The organism is Sphingobium rhizovicinum (genome assembly GCF_042647625.1).
In the GTDB taxonomy this organism is placed as follows: domain Bacteria; phylum Pseudomonadota; class Alphaproteobacteria; order Sphingomonadales; family Sphingomonadaceae; genus Sphingobium; species Sphingobium rhizovicinum.
Map to the genome: position 1 here is coordinate 109,454 of NZ_JBHRVU010000004.1, position 25,326 is coordinate 134,779.

Consider the following 25,326-nt stretch of genomic DNA (forward strand, 5'->3'; position numbering starts at 1 on the left):
ATGACCGACAAACTCGTGATCGCGCTCGCGCAGATGTCCCAATATATGGGCGACCCTAAAGCCAATGCCGACGCCATGCTGGAATGGCGCGCGCGGGCCAAGGGCGCCGACCTGATCGTCTATCCCGAACTGCAACTGATCGGCTATCCGCCCGAAGATCTGGTGCTCAAGCCCGCTCTGGTCGATCAGGCCAATTATCATCTGGACCGGATGGCGCAGGAAACGGCCGATGGCGGCCCGGCGATGCTGGTCGGCACCGTGGTCGCTTCGCAAGGCGTTCTGTTCAACGTCGTCGCCCTGCTGGAAAATGGCGCCGTCACCGCGATCCGCCAGAAGCGCGAACTGCCCAATTACGGCACCTTCGATGAAAAGCGGCTGTTCGCCCCCGGCCCGCTGCCTGCGCCGATCCTGTTCAAGGGCGTGAAGATCGGCGTGCCGATTTGCGAGGACATCTGGTTCCCCTTCGTCACTGCGCATCTGCGCAGCGAAGGCGCGGAAATCCTGATCAGCCCCAATGGCAGCCCGTTCGAAGTCGACAAGGATGATCGCCGGCTGAACATGGTCGCGGGCACACGCGTGCGCGAAACCGGCCTGCCGCTCGTCTATCTCAACCGCGTCGGCGGGCAGGACGAACTGGTGTTCGACGGTGCCTCCTTCGTGATGAACGGCGACCTCACTCTGGCGCAGCAACTCCCCGATTGGGAAGAATCGCTGGTGCTGACGACATGGGAGAAATGGGACGGCCAGTGGGTCTGCCTGCCCGGGGAGAAACATGATCTCGATCCGCGCCCGGCTGACATCTATAATGCCATGGTGCTGGGCCTGCGCGATTATGTGAACCGCAACCGCTTCCCCGGCGTGGTGCTGGGCCTGTCGGGCGGCATCGATTCTGCGCTCTCGGCTGCCGTCGCCGTCGATGCGCTGGGCGCGGACCGGGTCTGGTGCGTGATGATGCCCTCGCGCTTCACGTCGCAGGAGAGCCTCGACGATGCGGTCGAATGCGCGCGCCTGCTGGGCGTCCGCTACGACACCATTCCGATCGAACCGGCCGTCGCTGCCTTCGACACCATGCTCGGCCCCGTCTTCGAAGGCCGCAGCCGCGACCTGACCGAAGAGAATATCCAGTCGCGCATTCGCGGCGTGACGCTGATGGGCATCTCCAACAAATATGGCCATATGCTGCTGACCACCGGCAACAAGAGCGAGATGTCGGTCGGCTACGCCACTATTTATGGCGACATGGCGGGCGGCTATTCGGTGCTGAAGGACGCCTACAAGACCACGGTGTTCGACCTCTGCCGCTGGCGGAACGACAATGTCCCGTCGCTCGGCGAAGCCTTTGGCCCGGCCGGCCCGGTGATGCCCGAACGGGTCATCACCAAGCCGCCCAGCGCCGAACTGCGCGACAATCAGCGTGATGACGACAGCCTGCCGCCCTATGAGGTGCTGGACCCGATCCTTTACGGTCTGGTTGAGGAGGAATTGTCGGTCGATCAACTGGTCGAGCGCGGGTTCGAGAAGGAGACGGTCGCCCGGATCGAACGCCTTCTCTACATCGCCGAATATAAACGCCGCCAGTCGCCGCCCGGCGTGAAGCTGGGCATCCGCAATTTCGGCCGCGATCGCCGCTATCCGATCACCAACGGCTTCCGCTCGATATAAAGCGGACGAAGAGTATCATGACCGTCATCACCCGCTTCGCCCCGTCGCCGACCGGCCATCTCCACGTCGGCAATATCCGCGCCGCGCTTCACAACTGGTTGTGGGCGCGCAAATCGGGCGGGCAGTTTCTGCTTCGCCTCGATGATACCGACCTTGAACGCTCGCGCCCCGAATATGCGGACAGCATCAAGGCGGACCTTAACTGGCTCGGCCTCCACTGGGACGGCGAAGAAAAACAGTCCGACCGCTTCGCCCTCTATGAAGCGCGGTTCGAAGCGCTTCGGGCGTCGGGTCATGTCTATCCCGCCTATGAGACGCAACAGGAACTGGAGCTGCGCCGCAAGATCCTGCTCGGGCGCGGTTTGCCGCCGGTCTATGATCGCGCCGCCCTGTCGCTGACCCCGGACCAGATCGCCGCCTATGAAGCGGAAGGCCGCACGCCGCACTGGCGCTTCAAGCTGGATCATGATCAGCCGATCGTCTGGACCGACCTGATCCGTGGCGATCAGCGCTTCGATCCCAGATTGCTGTCCGACCCGGTGATCCGCCGCGCCGACGGTAGCTGGCTTTATATGCTGCCTTCGGTCATTGATGACGTCGACATGTGCGTCACCCACGTCCTGCGCGGCGAGGATCATGTCTCCAATACCGCGACCCAGATTCAGATGTTCACGGCGCTCGGTGCGTCGCTCCCGGCCTTCGCTCATGAGGCGCTGCTGACTGGCAGCGAGGGCAAGCTGTCCAAGCGTCTCGGCTCGCTCGGCGTCGCCCATTTCCGCGAGATCGGGCTGGAGCCGTCCGCCATCGCTTCGCTGCTGGCGCGCCTTGGCAGTTCGATGTCCGTAGAGCCGTTCGCGGACATGCAGCCGCTGATCGACAGTTTCGACTTTGCCCATTTTGGCCGCGCGCCCGCGCGCTTCGATGAAGCCGAACTGGCGACGCTCAACCAGAAGATCGTCCATCTGCTGCCTTATGCGGCCGTCGCCGATCGCCTGCCCGATGGCGTAGGGGAAGCCGCATGGGATGCAATCCGCCCCAATCTGGAAACAGTCGCGGGCGTGGCTGACTGGTGGCGCATCGTGACCGGCCCGATCGACGCGCCGGCCGTTGCGGATGAGGATCGCGATTTTCTCGCCAGCGCGCATCGCATCCTGTCCGACTTAGCCTTCGACGCCGACATCTGGCGCACGCTGACAGGTGCGCTGAAGGATGAAACCGGCCGCAAGGGCAAGACATTATTCCTGCCGCTGCGCCGCGCGCTGACGGGGCTGGACCATGGCCCGGACATGGGCCAGCTTCTGCCGCTGATCGGGAAGGATCAGGCGCTGGCGCGCCTCGATGTCTCGGAATAGGCTACGGCGACATGGTGCCAGCCCAGCAGTCGCCAAAAAAAGCGGTGATCTGTTCAGGTGCGCATCGCCTCCAGCGCCTTGCCCACCGCAGCAATCCCTTCGGGGGACGCGGCAAAGCCCATATGGGTGCAATCCACTTCGATCGCCCGGTCGCGTTCGCCCGCGCGACCCTTGGCGCATTCGGGCAGGATCACGCCGTCGCGCCGCGACCACAACGCCACGGTCGGCACCGGCGGCTTTTCCTCGCGGGTGCAGGGGAAGGGCGGGCGGTCGACGGGGAAACCCGACACTAGCTGATACAGTCGCCAGGCATGATTGGCGCGCGGGTCGCCGGAAAAGGGCGTCCCCATCGTCACCACGCCTTTGACCTTGTGGCGGGCGAATTTCGCATATTCGCGGGCATATAGCCCGCCCAGGCTCCACCCCACCAGCGTCACCGGCGCGCCGCTCTGCTTGCGGATCGCATCGACGCGGCGGTCGATCTTGTCCAGGCTGTCGGGCTTGGGACCGAAATTACGTCCCATGCCCCAGTCATGCGCGTCATAACCGGCCGCGTTCAATATATCGCGCAGCCATCCCATGCGCTGTTCCGACGCCATCAGTCCGGGGATCAGCAGGATGCTGCGCCCGTCGCCTTGCATCTGGCCCGCCAGCATTTGGGCCTGCGCCCGCGTGCGCTTCAGGTCGAAGGGCACCGACAAATTGCCCAGCAATTGCTGCACCGGCGGCAATTGCGCAGCGCGCGGCCCGCCCGTCAGGCGGTCCTTCCAGAAGCTGGCGATTGCGTCGGCATAGGGGGGCACGAAGATATGGTCCTCTTTCCAGGTGGAAAGATGACATTCTCATGACATGGGCTGCGGCGTCCATGGCTTTTGTCGATCAGGGCAAACGGTTCGTCGTTTGTGACAATGGCGATCAGGGGGCCAGCGGCGACGTCTGGCTCACGGTTGCACCTTCCGTTCCGCGCAACTGGCGTGGTTCCAATATGGCCGCCGTTTCGATCAGGTCCAGCGCGCGCCGCGCCTCCAGATAGCGCCGTGCCGCCTGCGTCCAGCGATCGGCGACCGCTTTGCCCGGCATGCGCTCCACCTCCGCCAGCGCGGCCGTCACCCGCCCGCCGTCGATATAGCGCAGCGCCCGGTCCATCGCCGCCTGCGGCCGGGGGGAGGGCGTCGTCGCCCGGCGGATCGTCACCAGTTCGCGCGCCTCATGCTCCAGCGCCGTCCACCAGCTGGCGTCGGACGGCGTCTTGATCACCTCGTCGGCAATGGCGTTCAGGCCGCCGCGCAGGTCCGCCAGCGTGATCGGCTCGCGCGCGGCGTTGATGATCGCGGCGACGGCGCGAGGCTGCGCCTGCCCGAAACGCAGCCGCAACTGCCCCTCGACATAGCCCAGCGGCGCGCCATTATCGAGCGCGCGCCGCGCGGCGAAGGCGACCAGCAGCCCTTCGGCCCGCGCCGCATTGCCCGAAGCGGCCTGCGCTTCCACCGTGATGCGATTGAGCCGCTCCTCCAGCTGTACGACACGCCCGTCCAGCATTTGCGCCGCGTCGGCGGACAGCGGCCGGACGGTGACGCCCGGCGTCGCCGCCAGCACGCCTGCGCCGGCCGGCAACGGGGCGGGCAGGGCGGCCTGCGGTTGCGGATCGCCCCAGCGCTGCTGGATCTGCGGCCAGGCCCAGACGGTCAGCACCACGCCCAACGCAAAAGCCAGCAGGGTCAGGATCAGCACCGGCAACAGGCTGCGCCGGCGCGCGGGCGGCGGCACTATGCCGATGCTCGCTGCCCCATCCTCATCGCTCATGCCGGCCCTTTCGTCTGTCATTGACCCGTCATTCGCATAATCGACGGGCAAGGGCCAGCATCTCCTCATCGCGCGGTTGGGCAGGGGCATTCCCGCTCGCCCATCCCTCGCCACAGGCGGCCAGCGCGACTGGGCTGATGGCGACGATGTGCAGCGTCGCGCGCTGCGCCTGCGGCATCTGCGCCGACAGCCTTTCGCCCGCACGTGGCGAATGGATCAGCAGGATCGATCCCGGCGCGGCGGCGTCCAGAAGGGCGGGGTTATCCGGCAGGCTCGCCATACTATAGACCGCGATCCGGCTGATTTCCAGCGGTCCCGCCTCCATCGGCGCAACAGTCGTACCCGCCAGATGCAGCACGCGCCGGTGCCCGTCCGCCGCGATCTGCGCCGCGATGGCGCTGCCGTCGCCCGTACCCGCCGTCACATCGGCAAAGCCCGCCTGCGTCAGCGCCTGCGCGGTTGTCGCGCCCACGCCATAGGCCGGCAGGGCGCGATAATGGTCCAGCGCCGGCCCGGCCAGCGCCACGCCATTGGCGCTGGTCAGCAGCAGCGCGTCGAAATCCTCCGGTACTGGCGGCGCCCAGTCCATCGGCTGCGGCGCGAACAACGGGTGGACATGGGCGTCCAGACCCAGCGCGCGCGCCCTTTCCGCCGTCCTGCCCGCCGCCGGTTCGGGCCGCAGGATCAGGAGGCGTCTCACTCCTCGAACAGCGCGCGCAGCGCCGGGCTGGCCCGGTCGAGCAATGTCCGGCCGATCGCCTCTGCCACTAAATCGTCGCCGCGGGCCAGTCGCGCTTCCTCGCGCACCGTTTCGGTCCCGTCGGGGCTGATGATCTCGGCCCGCAGGAACAGGCGCTCGCCCTCGACCAGCGCCAGCGCCGCGATCGGCGAATGGCATGTCCCGCCCAGCCCGCGCAGCACAGCGCGTTCGGCCATCACCGCGTCATAGGTGTCTGCTTCGTTGATCGCCGCCAGCGCATCGCGCACCGGCCGGTTGTCCGCCAGCGTTTCTATCCCCACCGCGCCCTGCGACGGGGCAGGCAGCATCGTGTCGATCGCGATCAGCGCGCCGACGTCGCTCTGGTCCAGCCGGTCGAGGCCAGCCGCCGCCAGCAAGGTGGCATGCACCTCCCCCGCGTCCAGCTTTGCGAGCCGCGTCGCCACATTGCCGCGAAACAAAGTGATGGTCGCATCGGGCCGCATTCGCTTCACCTGCGCCGCCCGGCGCGGCGAACTGGTGCCGACCAGCGGATTGGCGGGCAGCACGTCGAAACTTGCCGCTCCGACCAGCTTGTCGCGCACATCGGCGCGCGGCAGCATGGCGGCGATATGGAATGGGGCGGGCCGCACCGTCTCCACATCCTTCATGCTATGCACCGAAAAATCGATCTCGCCGTCCACCAGCGCCCGGTCCAGTTCCTTGGTCCACAGCGCCTTGCCGCCAATTTCCGCCAGTGCCCGGTCCTGAATCCGGTCGCCACTGGTCTGCACTGTGACGATCTGGATGGCGTCCTCGCCCCAGCCATGGACAGCGCGCAAAGCCTGCGCAGTCATGTGCGCCTGTGCCAGCGCCAGCGGCGATCCCCTGGTGCCCAGGCGCAACGGTCGTTCGGTGAAAAGCATATGCGGCTTGCTCTAATGGCCAGCGGCACTAGATGGAAGCGGCAATGACCATCATTCTGGGCCTGGAATCGAGCTGCGATGAAACCGCGGCGGCGCTGGTGAGCGCCGACGGCCGGATTCTCGCGCATCGTCTCGCGACGCAGGAGGAGGCGCACCGCCCCTATGGCGGGGTCGTGCCCGAAATCGCGGCGCGCGCCCATGTCGAGGCGCTCGCTCCCCTGATCGAAGCGGCGCTGGCCGATGCGGACATGACGCTTGCCGATGTCGATGTGATTGCCGCGACCGCCGGGCCGGGGCTGATCGGCGGGGTCATGGTCGGCCTCGTCACCGGCAAGGCGCTGGCCCATGCGGCGGGCAAGCCGCTGGTGGCGGTCAACCATCTGGAGGGGCATGCGCTTTCGCCGCGCCTTGCCGACCAGAGCCTGCAATTCCCCTATCTGCTGCTGCTGGTATCGGGCGGCCATTGCCAGTTGCTCCATGTGAAGGGACCGGGCGACTATGCGCGCCTCGCCACCACGATCGACGATGCGGCCGGCGAAGCCTTCGACAAGACTGCCAAGTTGCTGGGCCTGGGCTATCCCGGCGGCCCGCGCGTGGAAAAGGCGGCGGCCAGCGGCAATCCCAAGGCCGTTCCCCTGCCGCGTCCGCTGGTCGGCACGGCCGAACCGCATTTCTCCTTCGCCGGCCTCAAGAGCGCGGTGATGCGCGCCGTCCAGTCGGGCCAATATTCGACTGAAGACATTGCGGCTTCCTTCCAGCAGGCGGTGATCGACTGCCTGATCGATCGCACGCGCAAGGCGCTGGAGCGCAGCGAGGGCGTCACCGCACTGGTGGTGGCCGGCGGCGTCGCCGCCAACCAGCCGATCCGCGCCGCGCTCGAAAAACTGGCTGCGGCTCATGATCTGCCCTTCGTCGCGCCGCCGCTCTGGCTGTGCACCGACAATGCGGCGATGATCGCCTGGGCCGGGGCGGAGCGTTATGCGGCGGGACTGGTCGATGATCTGACTTTCCCTGCCCGGCCACGCTGGCCGCTCGATCCGGCGGCGGAAAAAGCGCGTGGCGCCGGAGTCAAAGCATGAAGGGCGTCACAGCATGAAGGCAGGGGTTATCGGCGCGGGCGCATGGGGCACGGCCCTGGCGCAATTGCTGGCCAGCGACGGGCAGGATGTGGCGCTCTGGGCGCTGGAGCCGGATGTGATCGATGCGATCAACGGCGTCCACGAAAATCCGCTCTACCTCGCCAACATCCCGCTTTCGCCCTCGATCCGGGCGACCGGCGCGATGGCGGACCTGAACGCGTGCGACATGCTGCTGGTGGTCAGCCCCGCCCAGCATCTGCGCAGCGTCGTGGCGCAGGCACCCGCTGGCGTGCCGCTGGTCCTTTGCTCCAAGGGGATAGAGGCGGGCAGCAGCCTGCTCATGTCGGAAGTTGCGCAACAGGCGCAGCCGACCTCGCCCATTGCCGTCCTTTCCGGCCCGACCTTCGCCCATGAAGTGGCGAAAGGGCTGCCGACCGCCATCACGCTCGCCTGCGAAGACAAGGCGCTGGGCCAGCGGCTCGCCGCCCGCATCGCCCGCCCGTCCTTCCGCCCCTATCTGTCCGACGATGTGATCGGCGCGGAAATTGGCGGCGCGGTCAAGAATGTGCTCGCCATTGCCTGCGGCGTCGCGGAGGGGGCGGGGCTTGGCCTCAACGCCCGCGCCGCACTGATCAGCCGGGGTTTTGCCGAAATGACCCGTTTTGGCCTGGCGCGCGGCGCACGGCCGGAAACGCTGGGCGGCCTTTCGGGTCTGGGCGATCTCGTCTTGACCTGTTCCTCGACCAATTCGCGCAACTTCTCGCTCGGCAAGGGATTGGGCGAGGGAGCAAGCGCCGCCGACCTCCTGTCCAACCGCCGCACCGTGGCGGAGGGCGCGCATACCGCGCCGGTGCTGCGGGATGCGGCACGCGCGGCCGGCGTGGAGATGCCGGTGGTCGAAGCCGTCTGCGCGCTGCTGACCGACGCCGCGCCGCTGGGGCAGGTGATTGACGCGCTGCTCGCCCGCCCGCTGCGCCCCGAATAAGTCGTCGCGTCACGACCGCATAACAATTAGAATCGATCTGGATATATGACGCAGGCAGCAGAGGGGCCGTTGGTGACGCCGTCATCCCCGACCAAGGATCAGGATGACATCGCCGCCTTGGCAAAGGGCGGGCGGACCAATGTGTTCGGCTTTCTGCTGCGCCTCGCCGCGCGCCTGCCCTTTCTGTTCATCGCCGGCCGCTGGTATGGCGCCGAAGCGCTGGGTCGCTTCGCCTATGCCGTGCTGGTGGTTGAATTTGTCGCCCAGATCGCAACGCTGGGCCTCAAGCGTGGGCTTGCGGGCGCTCTGGCGCAGACGGAACGGCCGCATAATCATGTCGTGACCGACGCCATGGTCGTCACCCTGATCGCCGCATTGCTGGGATCGCTGATCCTGATCGCCTTCCCGCAGGCGATGTTCCCCAACAGCAGTATCAACGGCTTAGACCGTCTGCTGGCGCTGGTGGTGATCGGCGTGGCGGGATCGGACGTGGCGCTGGCGGCATGCGCCTATCGCTTCGACGTGGGTGCGACGGTAAGGGCGCGATCGATCATAGAACCCTGGACGATCAGCATCGGCGCCTTCGCTTTCGCCTTCTACTCCACGCGCGACGGCCTCATCCTCTCCTACGCCGTGTCGATGATTGCGGCCTTCATCGCCTCCATCATCCCGATGCTGCGCCATTATGGTGTGCCGCGCGGCTGGAGGCCCGACGCAGGACGACTCTGGCGGCTGGCCCGGCGCAACCTGCCGCTGGCGGCGGCGGACGGCGTGGAATGGGGATCGCGCCGGCTCGACATGGCGATATTGGGCCTGTTCGTCAGCCCGGCCGTGATCGGCATCTATTATGTGGCTCAGCAGGTCGCCTCGCTTCCCCAGAAATTGAAGACCAGCTTCGATCCCATTCTCGGCCCGGTCATCACCCGCAATCTGGCCGAAAATAATCTGGCCGCCATCGCCAAGCAGGTCAGTCAGGTCGGATTCTGGATCATCGCGGCGCAGGCGGGCATCGCACTGGCGCTGGGCATTCCTGGCGAAGCGGTGATGGGCCTGGTCGGTCCACATTTCGTCGGCGGCACCGGCGCGCTCGCCTTCCTGCTGCTGGCCGAAGTGGTGGCGGCCACCGCCGTCGTCAGCGAATCGGCGCTGGTCTATATTGCCCGCCACCGCAACCTCATGATCTCGCTGGTGATGATCGGCTGTCAGGCGGGCTTCAGCTTCGCCCTGATCTTCGCGGCGCGCGCGATGGAAATGCCGGTCATGTGGATCGCCGCCGCACCGGCGCTCGCTCTTTGCCTTGCGCTGGGCCTTGGCGCCTTCGTCAAGGCACGGCTGCTCTCGAGTTTGCTCAATGCGCCCGTCAATGCCTGGCGCTGGCCGCTGCTCAGCGCCGCGGGCGTCGCCTGCATCGTGGGCGCGGGCTTCGTCGCCCTGCCGCCGCATCTGGAATGGGTGGAGCTGGCGGTCGGCGTCTGGGCGATATTGGGGGCCTACGGCCTCGTCATCTGGCGCTGGGGCTTCGGATCGGACGACCGGGCGCTGTTCAGGAAGCAAAAGCCGGCATAGAAAAAGCCCCGCCTCTCCATCGAGAGGCGGGGCTTTTTCTTGTCTCTGCCAAAGGCGATCAGGCGAACAGCTTGTCGCGGATCACGCCCAGATCCTCTTCGGGGCGCGCGCCCCAATGGGAAATGACTTCGGCGGCAGCGGCGGCGCCCAGCGCCAGCGCATCTTCGACGCTGCGGCCATCAATATGCGCGGCCAGGAAGCCCGCGGCGAACAGGTCCCCCGCGCCGGTCGTGTCGATGATGCGATCGACCGCAGCGGCCGGCGCTTCGTGCCGCACGCCGTCCACGATCGCCACCGCGCCGCGCTCGCCACAGGTCGAGACCAGCACCGGCACCTTGCCGGCGAAGCAGGCCAGCGCGGTTTCGAAATCATCCACCTGCGCCAACGACTGGATTTCACCCTCGTTGGAAAAGAGGATGTCGATCAGCCCCTGTTCGATCAAATCGATGAAGTCGGCGCGATGCCGGTCGATCACGAAATTGTCGGACAGGGTGAAGGCGACCTTACGCCCCGCGCCCCGCGCCGCGTCGATCGCCGCCCGCATCGCCGCGCGCGGCTGTTCCGGGTCCCACAAATAACCTTCCAGATACAGGATGCCGGCAGACCGGATCATGTCCAGGTCGAGCGCGGCTTCGGGCAGGAACTGCGACGCGCCCAGGAAGGTGTTCATCGTGCGCTGCGCATCGGGCGTCACCAGAATCAGGCAGCGTGCGGTCGGCACGTCGCCATGCATGACCGGGGTGTCGAACCGGATGCCCAGCGCCCGCACGTCATGCGCGAACACCGCGCCCAACTGGTCGTCATTGACCTGACCGATGAAGCCGCATTTCTTGCCCAGCGCGGCAAGGCCGGCCAGCGTGTTGGCGGCGGAGCCACCACTGATTTCCTTGGCCTGCGGCATGTCGGCATAGAGGGTTTCGGCCATGGCTGCGTCGATCAGCTGCATGCCGCCCTTGGTCAGCGCATGTTCGGCCAGAAAAGCATCGTCGCTGCGGGCGAGAACGTCGACAATGGCGTTGCCGATCGCGACGACGTCAAGAGCGGGTGCGGAAGCGGTCACGCAATATCCTTATGTTGTGACGGAAATAAAATTTCGCAGTCTCTACCGGGCCGGCGCGGCCCATGCAACGCCACTGATTGACGCGAGGGGGGAGCGGAGGGATAGCAGGGCCATGGTCCTGATCGCCGCCCTGCGGGCTTTCCCCTCAATGCTCCACGGCGCGGCGCTGCGCCTGCTGGTCAAGACGATCATCCTGACGCTCTTGCTGTTCGCGCTGCTGGCCGCTGCACTTTGGACCGGATTCCATGCTTTGCGGTTGCATTATGGCTGGGGTGACGGCGCGGGCTGGGGCGGTTGGGGCGAAGGGGCGGCAACGCTGCTGGTGATGATCGCGGCGGGCTGGCTGCTGTTTCGCGCCACGGCCATGGCGGTGATGGGCCTGTTTGCCGACGATATTATCGAAGCGATCGAGCGGGATGATTATCCCCATGTCGCCGCCCGCCCGGTCGGCTGGGCGCGCAGCCTGCGTTTCGCGCTGCGGTCGGCGGGGCGCACCATCGGCTGGAACCTGATCGCGTTGCCCGCCTATGTCGCGCTGCTGGTGACGGGAATCGGCACGATCGGTCTGTTCCTGGCGCTGAACGCCTATCTGCTCGGTCGCGACATGGCGGACATGGTGGAGCCGCGCCATCCCGCGCTTCCGCCGCTCGCGCGCAGCAGCCGGTGGCTCATGGGCCTCGTTTCGGCGCTTGCCTTCCTTGTCCCGGTGGCCAACCTGCTTGCGCCGATCTTCAGCGCGGCTATGGCGGTGCACATGCTGCTGGGACGAAAGACAAAGCCATGAAAAGCCTGCGTTCGGCGATCATGCCCTTCCTCACTTTGCCGCTGGCGGCATGCGGCGCGGGCGCGATCGTGCCGCCCTCCACCCAGATTCAGCCGCCGCCCGGCCCGCCGGCCAGCGCCTTCATGAAACAGGGACCGCTGCTGGGCAGCGACGCGCGGCATCTGACGCAAATGTTCGGCACGCCCCGGCTCGACATTCGCGAAACCACAGTGCGCAAGCTGCAATTCGCCAATGGCCGCTGCGTGCTCGACGCCTATCTCTATGCCCCCGCGCGCGGCAAGGAGCCGGTCGTCACCCATGTCGACGCCCGATCGCCCGCCGGCGTCGATGTCGATCCGGCTGCCTGCGCAACGGCATTGCAGGCGAAATAACGGGGCTTTTGTGAGTATGCGCCCTTGGCGCATCCGCACCGGCCCGCACCCCCACCCGACCGCCCATCAGGATACCATGTCTGGGCGGTCGGGTGGGGGAGCGGGCCGGTGCCGCATCGGAAATGCGCTCTTACGCGCATTTTCCAACGCAGCGACCCAGAACGAATCGCTCCTGTCGCGTCTCGGTGACGGGCAGGGCTGTATTTTTGCGCCATCCGGCCTTAAGGGGCTGGCGCAAAGTCGTCCCGCCCTTTGCCCAGAGAAAGCTCTTTCCCATGACTGACGTCACCATCAAGCGCGCCCTCCTGTCCGTGTCCGACAAGTCGGGCCTTATCGAACTGGGGCAGGCGCTCGGTAAACATGGCGTCGAACTGGTGTCGACCGGCGGCACGGCGAAGGCGCTGCGCGAAGCCGGCCTTGAGGTGAAGGACATCTCCGACCTTACTGGTTTCCCCGAAATGATGGACGGCCGCGTCAAGACGCTGCATCCCAAGGTGCATGGCGGCCTGCTCGCCGTGCGCAACAATCCCGAGCATGTCGCGTCGATGACCGAGCATGAAATCGGCGCGATCGATCTGGTGGTCGTTAACCTCTATCCCTTCGCTGCGACGGTGGCCAAGGGCGCCGACCGCGACGAAATCATCGAGAATATCGACATTGGCGGTCCGTCGATGGTCCGTTCGGCCGCGAAGAATCATGAGAGCGTCGCGATCGTCACCGATCCCGCCGACTATGCTCGCCTGATCGAGGAAATGGATGAAAAGAGCGGTGCGACCAGCTACGATTTCCGCCGCATGCTCGCGGCCAAGGCCTATGCCGCCACCGCCGCTTATGACTCGATGATCGCCAGTTGGTTCGCCTTCGCCGATCAGGGCGTGATGTTCCCCGAAACGCTGGCGGTGTCGAGCAAGCTGGGCACAACGCTGCGCTATGGCGAAAATCCGCATCAGTCCGCCGCGCTCTATCTCCCCGTCGGCCCCTCCGCCAAGGGGATCGCCCAGGCCGAACAGATCCAGGGCAAGGAACTGTCCTACAACAACTATAACGACGCCGACGCCGCGCTGGAGTTGGTCAGCGAATTTCGCGATGGCCCGCCGACCGTGGTGATCGTCAAGCACGCCAACCCTTGTGGCGTCGCCACCGGCGAAACGCTGATCGAAGCTTATGAGGCCGCGCTCGCCTGCGACAGCGTGTCGGCGTTCGGCGGCATCATCGCGGTCAATCGCCCGCTCGATGGCCCCACTGCCGAAGCGATCAGCGGCATCTTCACCGAAGTCGTCGCCGCGCCGGGGGCGGACGAGGAAGCCAGGGCGATCTTCGCCAAGAAGAAGAATCTCCGTCTGCTGCTGACCGGCGAACTGCCCGATCCGGCCCGTCCCGGCCTCCAGATCAAGAGCATCGCCGGCGGCCTGCTGGTCCAGAGCCGCGACAATGGCAAGGTGGATCGTGATGCGCTCAGGGTCGTGACCAAGCGCGCCCCGACCGATCAGGAACTGAAGGATTGCCTGTTCGCCTGGACCGTCGCCAAGCATGTGAAGTCCAACGCCATCGTCTATGCCAAGGATGGCAGCACGGCGGGCGTCGGTGCGGGCCAGATGAACCGCCTGGAATCCGCGCGCATCGCCGCATGGAAGGCGAAGGACGCCGCCGAAAAGGCCGGCTGGGCCACGCCGCGCACGATCGGCTCTGCGGTCGCCTCCGACGCTTTCTTCCCCTTCGCCGACGGCCTGCTGGCGGCGGTGGAAGCCGGCGCGACGGCGGTGATCCAGCCGGGCGGTTCGATCCGCGACGAAGATGTCATCGCGGCGGCGGACGAAGCGGGTCTGGCGATGGTCTTCACCGGCATGCGCCACTTCCGCCACTAAGGTTCAGGGCGTCAGCGCGGCCTTGCTTTGAGCCAGGCCGCGCAGGCGTCATCGCCAGTGCCCATGCCATCCGGGTCGGTTCCGGCGAGGCCACCGTTGCAGGGATAATCGGGATCGTAGCGGTTCCGCCAACGGACATTTTGAGGAAAGAAGCCGGTCGGTCCATAGGCCAGAGCAACCCTGTGAATGTCACGGGCGAACTGGGACAATGGATTATCGGATGGGCGTTCGCCCGCATTCGCGATCATGGATCCGAGTCTTCCGTTGTAGAACTGCTCCAAATTTAGACCTGTCCCGTCCAAAATGCCGGATCGCGTGCCCCGCCAATCTGACAACCGGTCGTTGAAAGACTCGACGGCATCGGTATAGTCATCAAGCGGCACATAGAATTTGCGATGTTCCGCTGCTGTAGGACCGTCATCCATCCGTGACGCACTGCGCCAAACATGAACGGCGACAATCTCGCATACCCGCTTCATTTCGGCTTCGCTAAGATTCTGATCCCGCCACCACATCAGGCAACCCGCCGGTTCCGGCGTGAAGTTCAGCACATAGTCGTAACGGCCAAAGGACGGCGCGACCTGTAACCTGACGGCGCCATCCTGCGTCAGCGGTGGCAGCTTTAGCTTTGCCCTTTCAACGACATACGCCTCCGTCAGCGGCCCATCGACATATTTGCCCGATCGTTCCGGCCCGCCCATCATCCGCACCAGCCAGTCGGGCATCCGGCTGTAGGAGCATCCGCCGACCAGCGGCAGCAGGAGCAAAGCGGGCAAAAGACGGTTCAGACGCATGGCCTTATCTCCTGTCACCGCCCGTAAAAGGTCAAGCGCGAAAGCCTTCGCAGCTGCAAAAATCGCGGAAAACCGCCATTTTTTGTCAAGTGGCCTCTTTTCAACAATGGCCTGTGCACTTATTTAGAGCGGAACCCTACTTCCACGCCAGACGTGGGGCAGAAAATAAAACAGCATGTTCGACAGGAGACATTTGGATGATCAACAAGACGCTGGTGGCGCTGGCCGCCACTTTCACCCTTGCTCTTCCCGGTGCGGCAATGGCCGGCAGCAATGACATGGACGTGATCGTCGACGGCAACAGCGGCGCGACCACGCGCACGATCGCGGTGTCGGTGGCCGATCTCAATCTTGCTAGCGCCAACGGCATGCGCCGCGCCGATTCCCGGTTGATCCGGGCTTCCAAGCAGGTGTGCGGTTACGTGAACGGTTCCATCATTCCCGTGACCGACGACTATCGCACCTGCTACGGCTCGGCGATCGAGGGCGCGCGCAGCGACCTCAACACGCTGGCCCAGCGCCAGGGCTAAACATTTCCGCCTTCCCCTCACGAAGGGGACTGCAGGGGGCCGCTCCGCGCAAGTGGGGCGGCCTTCCGCACATCATGCTTACCGGTGATTAACCAGTCCTTAGAGGATTTCCTTCACTCCACGAGACATGAAGGACCATCCGGGGGAATCGCCTGCCATGCCGCGTACCGACCGACACGTTGACGTCGCCATCATCGGCGCCGGACCAGCCGGCCTCACCGCCGCCTATCTGCTGACGAAACAAGGCTTTAGCGTCACGGTGATCGAAAAGGATCCCGTCTATGTGGGTGGCATCAGCCGCACGGTTGAACTGGACGGCTTCCGATTCGATATTGGCGGGCACCGATTCTTCTCCAAATCGCAGCAGGTCGTCGACCTGTGGAATGAAATCCTGCCCGACGACTTCATTCAGCGCCCGCGGATGAGCCGCATCTATTATGAAGGCAAATATTACAGCTATCCGCTGCGCGCCTTCGAAGCGCTGTGGAACCTGGGCATATGGCGCTCCACGCTTTGCATGGCGAGCTTCGCCAAAGCGCGGATCTTCCCGAACCGCAATGTGAAGTCGTTCCAGGACTGGACCGTCAACGCTTTCGGCCACAAGCTCTTCTCCATCTTCTTCAAGACCTACACGGAAAAGGTCTGGGGCATGCCGTGCGACGAAATGTCGGCCGACTGGGCGGCGCAGCGCATCAAGGGCCTGTCGCTCTGGGGCGCGGTGACGGACGGCCTCAAGCGCTCGCTCGGCCTCAACAAGAAGCCCAATGACGGCATGGCGACCAAGACGCTGCTGGAGACATTCCGCTATCCGCGCCTTGGCCCCGGCATGATGTGGGAGGCCGCCCGTGACAAGGTGGTTGCCGGTGGCAATCAGGTGTTGATGGCGCACGGCTTCAAGCGGCTGGAGGAAGATCAGGCGACCGGCGCATGGCGGCTGATCGCCGAAGGGCCGGATGGCGATGTCGCCATTAACGCCGCTCATGTGATCAGTTCCGCGCCGATGCGCGAACTGGCCGGTCGCATCCACCCGCTGCCCGCGACCCTGCCTGCGGCGATGGACCTTAAATATCGCGACTTCCTGACCGTGGCGCTGATGGTGAAGGGGCAGGATATCTTCCCCGACAACTGGATCTATATTCATGATCCCAAGGTGCAGGTCGGCCGCATCCAGAATTTCCGCAGTTGGTCGCCGGAAATGGTGCCGGATCCGACGCTTGCCTGCGTGGGCCTGGAATATTTCTGCTTCGAAGGTGATGGCCTCTGGGCCTCCGACGACGCCGATCTGATCGCACTGGCGACCAGGGAAATGGCGACGCTTGGCCTGTGCAGCCCTGAAGATGTGGTCGGCGGCGCCGTCGTGCGGCAGGAAAAGGCCTATCCGGTCTATGACGACGCCTATGCCGCCAATGTGCTGGCGATGCGCACTGAGCTGGAAGCGCGCTATCCCACGCTGCACATGGTCGGTCGCAACGGCATGCACCGCTATAATAATCAGGACCATGCGATGATGACGGCGATGCTTACCGCGCGCAACATCGTCGCGGGCAAGCGCGTCCATGACGTATGGCAGGTCAACGAAGACGCCGAATATCATGAAGCGGGCGATGAGGGCCAGATTGCGGGGCCGGATGCGGATGCGCAGGCTGCGCTCTCCAGCGTTCGCGCCGTCCCCTCGCGGCTGAAGGCGGCCTGATCCCCGTGTCGGAGCGGGTCGGCGCGCTGTTGGCGCGGTTGATGTTCGCCCGCTATCTGCTCGCCAGCATCTGCGCCTTGTCCGGTGACTTCGCCGTCTTTCTGGCGCTTGACCGGGTGGGCGCGTCGCCGGTGATCGCGGCGGTCGGCGGATATGGCGCGGGGTTGGTGGTGCATTGGATCATCAGCATCCGTTTCGTTTTCGTCCTCGATCAGGGGCCTACCCATGCGCAGCGTATCGGATTCGTGGTCAGCGCCATGCTGGGCATGGGCGTCACCATGCTGCTGGTCGGCGCGTTGAGCGCGCTCGGCCTTGCGCCGCCGCTTGCCAAGTTGTTGTCGGTGCCCCTTAGCTTCCTCACCGTTTATGCGATCCGCAAATATGGCGTCTTCGCCCGCGCCTGATCTGCGCCGCGCCGGCCTGTGGGCATGGGCGCTGTGGCTGGCATGCAGCGCGGTCCTGCTCTGGCTGTTCCGTGGCGATTATGCCTCGTACGGCTTTCGTGATCCCGATGATGCGATGCGGCTGGCCCAGTTGCGCGACTGGATTGGCGGGCAGGCTTTCTGGGATGTCAGCCAGCATCGTGTAAATCCGCCCATAGGCGGACCGATGCACTGGTCGCGGGTCGTGGACTTGCCGATCGCTGCGCTGACCCTGTCGCTGCGGCCGCTCTTGGGAGGCGCACTGGCGGAACGCATCGCCTGCATCGTCACGCCCTTATTACTGCTGGGCGGGCTGACCGCCGCTCTGTTCTTTGCCGCGCGTCGCATCGTAGGGCGCGCGATCGCATTGCTGGCCGTCGCGCTGCTGCTCACCAGCCCCAGCATCCTCGTTCAGTTCACCCCGCTGCGCATTGACCATCATGGCTGGCAGATCATGCTTGCCGCCATTGCCCTGTGCGGCGCGCTGGATGAGCGGCCCCTGCGCGGCGGAGCGATTGCGGGCCTTGCTCTGGCCTTATGGCTCCAGATTTCGAGTGAAGCATTGCCCTATGCCGCCTTGTTCGGTGCGGCCTTCGCCCTGCGCCACTGGATCGCACAGGATCAGGCGCCGCGTTTCATCGCCTTCGCTGGCGTGCTGGGCGGAGCGGCGCTGCTGTTGCTGGCGTTGTTGCGCGGTCCGGGCGCGACGATGACGCCCTATTGCGACGCTTTATCCTATGTCTATGTCTGGCCGCTGGCGGTTTTGGCGCTCGCCACCATAGTGGCAGCGCGCCTGATCGATACCGGCACGGCCGGACGACGCTTCGCCATCGCTGCGATCGGCGGCGGCGCGGCCATCCTTGCCTTCCTGTTGACCGGAGGTGCCTGCCTGTCGGGCGATCCCTTCGCCGCGCTTGGACCTTTGGCCTACAGGCTCTGGTATCTCCAAGTGATGGAAGGCCGCCCGATCTGGGAGCAGAGCCTTTCGATGCAGGGCGTGATCCTGCTGCCGTCATTGCTGGGTCTGATCGCTAGCCTGATCGCTGCGCGCGGCTCACAGGGCGAAGCGCGGATGCGGTGGCTGACGCTGGCATTGCTACTGGCAGGAGCGACCGGCGTGGCGCTGCTGGTGATGCGGGCGCTGTCGGTTGCCCATGTCTTTGCGCTGCCAGCCATTGGCTGGCTGTTGACGCATCTGTTTCGCCGGGTGCAGGCAAGCCGCCTCGCACTGGTCCGTATCGTCGGATCGGTGGCGCTGGTGGTGCTGACGCCGGTTGGCCTGTGCGCGCTCTGGGTCGCGCTGGCGGCAAAGCCCGATCCGGCCAAGGCGGCCAGCGCCAATTGCCGTGCTGCAACCGTGCTGGCGCCATTGCGCGCGCTGCCGCCCGCCACCCTGTTCGCGTCGATCGATCTTGGACCCGATATTCTGGTCCAGACGCCCCACAGCGTCATCGGCACCGCCCATCATCGCAACGCCGCCGGCATCACCGCCGTTATCGAAGGCTTTGTCGATCCGCCTGAGCAGGCGCGCAGCATCATCGCCGCCACCCATGCCCATTATCTGGTCAGTTGCGATGGCCTCAATGAAATGCGGCTTTATGGTCAGGCGAATGTGCATGGCCTTGCCGCGATGCTGGCGAAGGGGCGCACGCCCGACTGGCTGGCGCCTCTGCCGGGCAAGGGACCGTTGCGCATTTACCGTATCAGGCGGGACTGAATTTCATCGCCACGCCGTTCATGCAGTAACGCTTGCCGGTCGGACGGGGGCCATCGTCGAACACATGGCCCAGATGCCCGCCGCAACGTGCGCAATGGACTTCGGTGCGGACCTCGCCCAGCCCAAGGTCGCGGCTGGTGCCCACGGCCTTTGGCAAGGTCGCCCAGAAACTGGGCCAACCAGTGCCGCTGTCGAACTTCGTCTTTGAGCTGAACAGCGCCTGCCCGCATCCGGCGCAGGCGAATGTGCCGGCGCGATGCTCTTCATTGAGAGGGCTGGTGCCGGGATATTCGGTCGCCTGCTGGCGCAGCACCTTATAGGCCCAGGGGCTGAGCCGCGCCTTCCATTGCGTATCAGTCAGGGCAAAGGGATAGGCTGCTTCCGCCGTGCCGGGCAGGCATTGCCAGAGAGCCAGCGCACCCGCGCCGGTCGCGACGCCACACAGGAAATGTCGCCGATTCATGGCGCTGTTTCTATCCGCTTCAGCCTGTCGCCGGCCTGAACAGATTCTTCCACCAGCGCCCGCCCGACTGCATCACATGACGTCGGAACAGCAGCACGCCCACGCGGATGATCAGCGCCACAAAGGCCGCTTGCCACAGCAACGCCACCAGATGCGGCCACAACGACGCATCCTGTGCCGCCCGGGCGATCATTGCAAAGGGCGAACTGAACGGGAAGATGCACGCAGCCACCTCCGCCGGCGATCCCATATGGTCGACCGCATAGCTGGCGAAGAAGAAGATCAGCATCTGCCCCATGGTGATCGGCATGTTGAGCGTCTGCACTTCGCGCACCGTCGCCGCCTGCGCGCCTATTCCCAGAAACAGAGATCCCAGCAGCGTATAGGCCATGGCGAAATAGAGCACCGCCAGCATCAGGAAGATCGGCCATCCCACCGCCGGCGCCGGCAGCGCCCCGCCGCCATCATGCAGCGCCAGGAAAATGGCGAAGGCAGTTCCGCCCCAGAAGGCGATGCCCACGAAGCTCATCGCCAGCATCGCCATCAGCTTGCCCAGGAAAATCGCATCGATCGGTACGGCGGCGGCCAATATTTCGATGATCTTGTTGGTTTTCTCCTCGACCAGATTGGACAGGATCATGCCCGCCAACAATATGGTGAGGAAGAACATCACCACCTGCGCGATGCGGCCGATGATCAGGCGCGCCTGCGCCTGCGCGCCCAGGCTGGTCGCGACCTCCTGCCGCTCGATCGTCACGAATTGCAGCGTGCGTTCGGCCAGAGCGGCGGTGGACAACAGGCTGACATCACCCTGAAGCCGGTCCAGATCCTGCGCCTTTCCGATCAGCACGGGGCGGGCGAGCGTGCCTGTCAAAATCGCCACCACTTCTGAGTCGGGGCGAGCCAACTGGATGCGCGGGCTGGGCGTGGCGGGGGCTGAGCGCAGGCGGGGCAGCGCCTGATCGCCCATCCGCTGCGACAGCCGGTCATGGGCGCGCATCAACGCCGCACTGTCCTGCGCCGACATTGCCACGCCCACCACGGGCCGCAGGTCGGTGGAAGAAATCTTGTCGCCCAACCCGCCAAAGGCGAAGCCGATCAGGATCGGCAGCAATGGTCCCAACAGGAACAGGATGAAGGTGCGGGACAGCACGACGGCGGTGAAGTCCCGCCGGGCGATGACGAAGGCGGCGCGCCACAATTGCATCATGCGCCCTCCTCCGGCGCGTGATCCCGTTGCATCTGCTGCGCGACCGCCGCGCCAGCAATGGCGACGAATGCGTCATGCAGGCCGGGCCGTTCGATCGACAGGCTTTCGATTCCCGCCTGTCCGTCGATCAGGGCGCGTAGCAAAGGCTCTATTCCTTCATCGGGCAGGGCGAAATGCCACGCCCCTTCCTCCGCCATCGTGTCGGCGGGCAAGGCACGCCGCCAGGCGCCGTCGCTGGTGCGGGTGCGCAGCCGGACCTGCGATCGCAGCCGGTCGCGCGCGTCGCCGGGCGTGCCCTCGAACCGGATGCGCCCGCCCGCAACAATGGCGATGCGTTCGCACAATCGTTCGGCATGGGCGATGACATGGGTGGAAAACAGGATGGTGACGCCGCGCCGCGCCTGCTCGCGGATCAGCGCCTCCAGCTTTTCCTGATTGATCGCGTCAAGGCCGGAAAAGGGTTCGTCCAGCACGATCAGGCGCGGCTCATGCACGATCGTCCCGAACAACTGCACCGTCTGGGCCATGCCCTTGGACAATTGCCGGATCGGCTTGTCGATCGACGCGCCCATGCCATGATCGTCCAGCATCGCCTTCGCCCGCTCCCGCCCGACCTTCAGCGGCAGGCCGCGCAGCGCGCCCATGAAAGCGATCGCCTCAAACGCCTTCATTGAGGGGTAAAGGCCGCGCTCCTCTGGCAAATAGCCCACTTCGCGCGCCATGCGCAGCGGCTGCGTCTCGCCCAGCAGGCGGCGCTCCCCCTCGTCCGGGTCGATGATGCCCAGCAAGGTGCGCAGTAGTGTGGTCTTGCCCGCGCCATTGGGACCCAGCACGCCATAGATGGACCCGGCGGGCACCGCGATGTCGACGCCGTCGACCGCGCGGAAAGCGCCGAATGTCTTGACAAGCCCATGGCCTTCAACGGCATAGGCGCAGGGTGCAGCGGTGGACGATGCCGATATGTCGCCGATCATCCCGCCCTGATAGTCTGGACCCGTGTCTGTGGAAACCGAAACCTTGGAACAGCGCCTGAAGGCGCAAGCGCTGCGGTTGGGCTTTGCCGTCTGCCGCATCGCGCCCGCCGATGTCGCGCCGCAAACGGGGAAGCGGCTGCGCCAATGGCTGGAGGCGGGCCATCATGGCGACATGCTGTGGATGGAGGATCGGGCGGAGCAGCGCGGATCACCCAAAGGGCTGTGGCCCGATGTGCGCAGCGTCATCATGCTGGGGATGAGCTATGCGCCGGGGCGCGATCCGCTGGCGCTGGCCGATGTGCCTGACCGCGCGCGCTTCTCCGTCTATGCGCAGGGCAAGGATTATCATGACATCGTCAAAAAGGCGCTCAAGGCGCTGGCCCGCTGGCTGGTGGAGCAACAGCCGAGCGCGCTGAAAGTCTTCGTCGATACAGCGCCCGTCATGGAAAAACCGCTGGGGCAGGGCGCGGGCCTGGGCTGGCAGGGCAAGCACAGCAATCTCGTCAGCCGCGATCATGGCAGCTGGCTGTTTCTGGGCGCAATCTATACCGAACTGGCGTTGGCGGCGGACGGCCCGGAACGCGACCATTGCGGCAGCTGCACCGCCTGCCAGACCGCCTGTCCGACCGACGCTTTCCCCGCGCCCTATATGGTCGATGCCCGGCGCTGCATTTCCTACCTCACCATCGAACATAAAGGACCGATCCCGGAGGCTCTGCGTGCGGGGATCGGCAACCGCGTCTATGGTTGCGACGATTGCCTGGCCGTCTGCCCGTGGAACAAGTTCGCCGACGCGGCCGCCGCCAACCGGGCGTTCGTCGGCCGGGCGGAACTGGCGGCGCCTGCGATCGGCGACCTGCTCGATCTGGACGATGCGAGCTTTCGGGAGATTTTCTCCGGCTCGCCGATCAAGCGCATCGGCCGCAACCGCATGGTCCGCAACGCCGCGATCGCGGCTGGCAACAGCGGCGATCGCCGATTGCTCGGGCGGCTGGAGGCGCTGGTTGGGGACGAGGATCCCGTTGTGGCGGAAGCCGCGCTATGGGCGATCGGCCGATTGTCGGGCTGAGGCGATTGCGTCATGGGCTGGCGCAACGGGAAATCGCGCCGCTGCTTCCTTTCGGTGCGACCGGCTATGGTCTAGAAAGCCTCAGCTTCCATCATTTCGCTTCACATTCCGAGAAACAGGATCATGCTCGATCGACTTGATAAGCGCATTGTCGCCCAGTTGCAGAAAGATGCCGCCATCAGCAATGCGGAACTGGCTGAACGGGTGGGCAGCAGCGGCCCGTCCTGCTGGCGGCGCATCCGGCAATTGGAGGAGGCGGGGGTTTTGGGGCGGACCGTGCGGCTTGCCGATCAGGCGCTGCTGGGCAAGAGCGTGAACATGATCTGCAGCGTTCGCATGCGCACGTTCGAGGCGGAAAATGTCAGCGCCTTCGAAAGCTTCATCGCGAGCGAGACCTGCGTGCTGGAATGTTTTTCCATGTCGGGGGAATGGGATTATCTGCTGCGTGTGATCGCATCGGATGTGGCTGATTATGAACAGTTTCTGATGCGCAGACTGCTCAAACATCCTTCCGTTGCCGGTGCATCGTCCCATCTGGCGCTGCGTGTCGCAAAATATGAGACGGCGATCCCGACAGATTGAGCGTCGTCGCATGAGGTGAAGGGCGGCAATGCTTCAATCCATGAGCCAATGCCGCCATTTGCGTGGCCGAATAAAGCGGATGGTTCGTCCGGCTTATTCCCACTCGATCGTGCCGGGGGGCTTGCTGGTGTAATCATAGACCACGCGGTTGATGCCCTTCACCTCGTTGATGATGCGGGTTGCAACGCGGCTGAGGAAGGCGGCGTCGAAGGGGTAGATGTCGGCGGTCATGCCGTCGGTCGAGGTGACGGCGCGCACGGCGCAGACGCTGTCATAGGTGCGGTGGTCGCCCATCACGCCGACGGTGCGGACCGGCAGCAGCACGGCGAACGCCTGCCAGATCGCATCATACAGCCCGGCGTTGCGGATTTCCTCCAGATAGATGAAGTCCGCCTTGCGCAGGATGTCGCACCGCTCCTTGGTGACTTCGCCGGGAATGCGGATGGCGAGGCCCGGCCCGGGGAAGGGATGGCGGCCGACGAAAATGTCGGGCAGGCCCAGTTCCTTGCCCAGCACGCGGACCTCGTCCTTGAACAGTTCGCGCAGCGGCTCGACCAGCTTCATGTTCATGCGTTCGGGCAGGCCGCCGACATTGTGGTGCGACTTGATCGTGACCGAAGGACCGCCGGTGAAGCTGACCGATTCGATGACGTCGGGATAGAGGGTGCCCTGCGCCAGGAAATCGGCGCCGCCGATCTTGGCGGCTTCCTCCTCGAACACGGCGATGAATTCGCCGCCGATGAACTTGCGCTTCTTTTCCGGGTCGGTGAGGCCGGCGAGGCCGCCCAGAAAGCGCTCCTCCGCGTTCACATGGACCAGCTTGATGCCATAATGTTCGCGGAACAGGCTGACCACCTGTTCGGCTTCGCCCAGACGCATCAGGCCATGGTCGACGAAGACGCAGGTCAGTTGGTCGCCGATCGCTTCATGGATCAGCACGGCGGCGACCGCGCTGTCTACGCCGCCCGACAGGCCGCAAATCACCCGGCCTTCGCCCACCTGCTCGCGGATTTCGGCGATCTTGGTGGCGCGGAATTCGGCCATGGTCCAGTCGCCCGCCAGACCGCAGACATGGCGGACGAAATTGGCGAGCAGCTTGCCGCCGTCGGGCGTGTGGACGACTTCGGGGTGGAATTGGGTCGCGTAGAAGCGCTTGGCCTCGTTCGCGGTGATGGCATAGGGCGCGCCTTCGCTGACGGCGACGACTTCGAAGCCGGGCGCAAGCTGCGTCACCTTGTCGCCATGGCTCATCCACACCTGATGCTTTTCGCCTTCGGCCCACAGGCCGTCGAACAGGGCGCAATCCTTCTTCACCTCAATGAAGGCGCGGCCGAATTCGCCGCTTTCGCCGCCTTCCACATTGCCGCCCAGTTGCTGCATCATCGTCTGCTGGCCATAGCAGATGCCCAGGATCGGAATGCCCGCGTCAAAGAAAGCCTGCGGGGCGCGGGGACTGTCCTCCCACATGACGGAGGAGGGACCGCCCGACAGGATGATGCCCTTGGGCTTCAGGCGCTCAAAAGCTTCGGCAGCGTTGTTGAAGGGGGCGATCTCGGAATAGACGCCGGCTTCGCGGACGCGGCGGGCGATGAGCTGTGTCACCTGACTGCCAAAGTCCACGATAAGGATGTTATCCTGAAGGGGCAGCGTCATCGAATCGCCTTTATATCGTGCGGTGGAAGGGATTCGCGCCCGGTTAGTCGCCCCGTCCCGATAAGTCCA

24 protein-coding genes are annotated in these 25,326 nt (G+C 65.2%); 14 read left to right on the plus strand and 10 right to left on the minus strand.

The genetic code is table 11. The features are described 5' to 3' along the window. Positions 1-1,662 (plus strand): NAD+ synthase, encoded by a 1,662-nt coding sequence (locus ACFOKF_RS01885; protein ID WP_380792635.1) that lies wholly within the window; start codon positions 1-3, stop codon positions 1,660-1,662. A gap of 17 nt (positions 1,663-1,679) precedes the next feature. Next, entirely contained in the window at positions 1,680-3,014 is a 1,335-nt protein-coding gene (gltX, locus tag ACFOKF_RS01890; RefSeq protein WP_380792638.1) for a glutamate--tRNA ligase, read from the plus strand. Between the two features lie 53 nt (positions 3,015-3,067). Here the strand turns inward: gltX and ACFOKF_RS01895 are convergent, their stop codons facing one another. The 4 genes from ACFOKF_RS01895 to hemC form a co-directional block, all read right to left on the minus strand. Beyond that, positions 3,068-3,817: an esterase/lipase family protein gene (locus ACFOKF_RS01895; RefSeq protein ID WP_380792641.1), complete on the minus strand. Its 750-nt coding sequence runs from the start codon at positions 3,815-3,817 to the stop codon at positions 3,068-3,070. A 112-nt stretch (positions 3,818-3,929) separates the two neighbouring features. Next, a complete protein-coding gene (locus ACFOKF_RS01900; protein WP_380792644.1) occupies positions 3,930-4,838 on the minus strand; it encodes a hypothetical protein in 909 nt (302 codons plus the stop codon). Positions 4,839-4,845: 7 nt separating this feature from the next. Further along, positions 4,846-5,517 (minus strand): uroporphyrinogen-III synthase, encoded by a 672-nt coding sequence (locus tag ACFOKF_RS01905; RefSeq protein WP_380792647.1) that lies wholly within the window; start codon positions 5,515-5,517, stop codon positions 4,846-4,848. Next, on the minus strand, positions 5,514-6,440 hold the full coding sequence (gene hemC / locus ACFOKF_RS01910; RefSeq protein WP_380792650.1) for a hydroxymethylbilane synthase: 927 nt from the start codon (positions 6,438-6,440) through the stop codon (positions 5,514-5,516). Before hemC ends, ACFOKF_RS01905 begins: the two co-directional genes overlap by 4 nt. A 44-nt stretch (positions 6,441-6,484) precedes the next feature. On the opposite strand from hemC, the gene tsaD reads away from it, so the two are divergent. The 3 genes from tsaD to ACFOKF_RS01925 are packed head-to-tail and all read left to right on the plus strand — an operon-like array spanning position 6,485 to position 10,070. Beyond that, on the plus strand, positions 6,485-7,519 hold the full coding sequence (tsaD, locus tag ACFOKF_RS01915) for a tRNA (adenosine(37)-N6)-threonylcarbamoyltransferase complex transferase subunit TsaD (RefSeq protein WP_380792653.1): 1,035 nt from the start codon (positions 6,485-6,487) through the stop codon (positions 7,517-7,519). 13 nt (positions 7,520-7,532) lie between these two features. Beyond that, positions 7,533-8,504, plus strand: coding sequence for an NAD(P)H-dependent glycerol-3-phosphate dehydrogenase (locus ACFOKF_RS01920; protein WP_380792656.1), 972 nt, complete (start codon positions 7,533-7,535; stop codon positions 8,502-8,504). A 45-nt stretch (positions 8,505-8,549) separates the two neighbouring features. Next, a complete protein-coding gene (locus tag ACFOKF_RS01925) occupies positions 8,550-10,070 on the plus strand; it encodes a lipopolysaccharide biosynthesis protein (RefSeq protein WP_380792659.1) in 1,521 nt (506 codons plus the stop codon). A gap of 58 nt (positions 10,071-10,128) precedes the next feature. Here ACFOKF_RS01925 and ACFOKF_RS01930 read toward each other — a convergent pair whose 3' ends face one another. Beyond that, a complete protein-coding gene (locus ACFOKF_RS01930; protein ID WP_380792662.1) occupies positions 10,129-11,130 on the minus strand; it encodes an adenosine kinase in 1,002 nt (333 codons plus the stop codon). A 112-nt stretch (positions 11,131-11,242) separates the two neighbouring features. On the opposite strand from ACFOKF_RS01930, the gene ACFOKF_RS01935 reads away from it, so the two are divergent. The 3 genes from ACFOKF_RS01935 (at position 11,243) to purH (ending at position 14,150) form a co-directional block, all read left to right on the plus strand. Next, the gene (locus ACFOKF_RS01935; RefSeq protein ID WP_380792665.1) at positions 11,243-11,914 is read left to right on the plus strand and encodes an EI24 domain-containing protein; all 672 of its coding nucleotides are present in this window, start codon (positions 11,243-11,245) and stop codon (positions 11,912-11,914) included. After that, entirely contained in the window at positions 11,911-12,285 is a 375-nt protein-coding gene (locus ACFOKF_RS01940; protein ID WP_380792668.1) for a hypothetical protein, read from the plus strand. The genes ACFOKF_RS01935 and ACFOKF_RS01940 overlap by 4 nt, the downstream gene beginning before the upstream one ends. A gap of 275 nt (positions 12,286-12,560) precedes the next feature. Next, positions 12,561-14,150, plus strand: coding sequence for a bifunctional phosphoribosylaminoimidazolecarboxamide formyltransferase/IMP cyclohydrolase (purH, locus tag ACFOKF_RS01945; protein WP_380792671.1), 1,590 nt, complete (start codon positions 12,561-12,563; stop codon positions 14,148-14,150). 11 nt (positions 14,151-14,161) lie between these two features. On the opposite strand, the gene ACFOKF_RS01950 is transcribed toward purH, so the two are convergent. Continuing rightward, positions 14,162-14,944 carry a hypothetical protein gene (locus tag ACFOKF_RS01950; protein WP_380792674.1) on the minus strand — a complete coding sequence of 261 codons (783 nt, stop codon included), beginning with the start codon at positions 14,942-14,944 and terminating at the stop codon, positions 14,162-14,164. 197 nt (positions 14,945-15,141) lie between these two features. Here ACFOKF_RS01950 and ACFOKF_RS01955 point away from each other — a divergent pair, with 197 nt between their 5' ends. The 4 genes from ACFOKF_RS01955 to ACFOKF_RS01970 all read left to right on the plus strand — a co-directional run bounded on the left by ACFOKF_RS01955 (position 15,142) and on the right by ACFOKF_RS01970 (position 19,306). Further along, positions 15,142-15,474 (plus strand): UrcA family protein, encoded by a 333-nt coding sequence (locus tag ACFOKF_RS01955; RefSeq protein WP_380792677.1) that lies wholly within the window; start codon positions 15,142-15,144, stop codon positions 15,472-15,474. Positions 15,475-15,631: 157 nt separating this feature from the next. After that, entirely contained in the window at positions 15,632-17,167 is a 1,536-nt protein-coding gene (locus ACFOKF_RS01960) for an NAD(P)/FAD-dependent oxidoreductase (protein ID WP_380792680.1), read from the plus strand. 41 nt (positions 17,168-17,208) lie between these two features. Next, positions 17,209-17,571, plus strand: a complete 363-nt coding sequence (locus ACFOKF_RS01965; RefSeq protein ID WP_380797611.1) for a GtrA family protein — start codon at positions 17,209-17,211, stop codon at positions 17,569-17,571. Beyond that, complete coding sequence (locus tag ACFOKF_RS01970; protein WP_380792683.1) at positions 17,549-19,306, plus strand: hypothetical protein; 1,758 nt, start codon at positions 17,549-17,551, stop codon at positions 19,304-19,306. Before ACFOKF_RS01965 ends, ACFOKF_RS01970 begins: the two co-directional genes overlap by 23 nt. On the opposite strand, the gene msrB is transcribed toward ACFOKF_RS01970, so the two are convergent. Genes msrB through ACFOKF_RS01985 form a run of 3 tightly spaced genes read right to left on the minus strand, consistent with a single transcriptional unit; the run spans position 19,293 to position 21,953 of the window. Then, positions 19,293-19,769 carry a peptide-methionine (R)-S-oxide reductase MsrB gene (gene msrB / locus ACFOKF_RS01975; protein WP_380792686.1) on the minus strand — a complete coding sequence of 159 codons (477 nt, stop codon included), beginning with the start codon at positions 19,767-19,769 and terminating at the stop codon, positions 19,293-19,295. The two genes, ACFOKF_RS01970 and msrB, sit on opposite strands and share 14 nt — an antisense overlap. A 19-nt stretch (positions 19,770-19,788) precedes the next feature. Continuing rightward, a complete protein-coding gene (locus ACFOKF_RS01980; protein WP_380792689.1) occupies positions 19,789-20,979 on the minus strand; it encodes an ABC transporter permease in 1,191 nt (396 codons plus the stop codon). Continuing rightward, positions 20,976-21,953 (minus strand): ABC transporter ATP-binding protein, encoded by a 978-nt coding sequence (locus tag ACFOKF_RS01985; protein WP_380792692.1) that lies wholly within the window; start codon positions 21,951-21,953, stop codon positions 20,976-20,978. Before ACFOKF_RS01985 ends, ACFOKF_RS01980 begins: the two co-directional genes overlap by 4 nt. 43 nt (positions 21,954-21,996) lie before the next feature. Between ACFOKF_RS01985 and queG the strand changes: the two genes are divergently transcribed. Next, the gene (gene queG, locus ACFOKF_RS01990; RefSeq protein WP_380797613.1) at positions 21,997-23,022 is read left to right on the plus strand and encodes a tRNA epoxyqueuosine(34) reductase QueG; all 1,026 of its coding nucleotides are present in this window, start codon (positions 21,997-21,999) and stop codon (positions 23,020-23,022) included. Between the two features lie 123 nt (positions 23,023-23,145). Next, positions 23,146-23,604: an Lrp/AsnC family transcriptional regulator gene (locus tag ACFOKF_RS01995; RefSeq protein ID WP_380792695.1), complete on the plus strand. Its 459-nt coding sequence runs from the start codon at positions 23,146-23,148 to the stop codon at positions 23,602-23,604. A 93-nt stretch (positions 23,605-23,697) separates the two neighbouring features. Here ACFOKF_RS01995 and guaA read toward each other — a convergent pair whose 3' ends face one another. Then, positions 23,698-25,257, minus strand: a complete 1,560-nt coding sequence (gene guaA / locus ACFOKF_RS02000; RefSeq protein WP_298396800.1) for a glutamine-hydrolyzing GMP synthase — start codon at positions 25,255-25,257, stop codon at positions 23,698-23,700. Between the last annotated feature and the right edge of the window lie 69 nt (positions 25,258-25,326).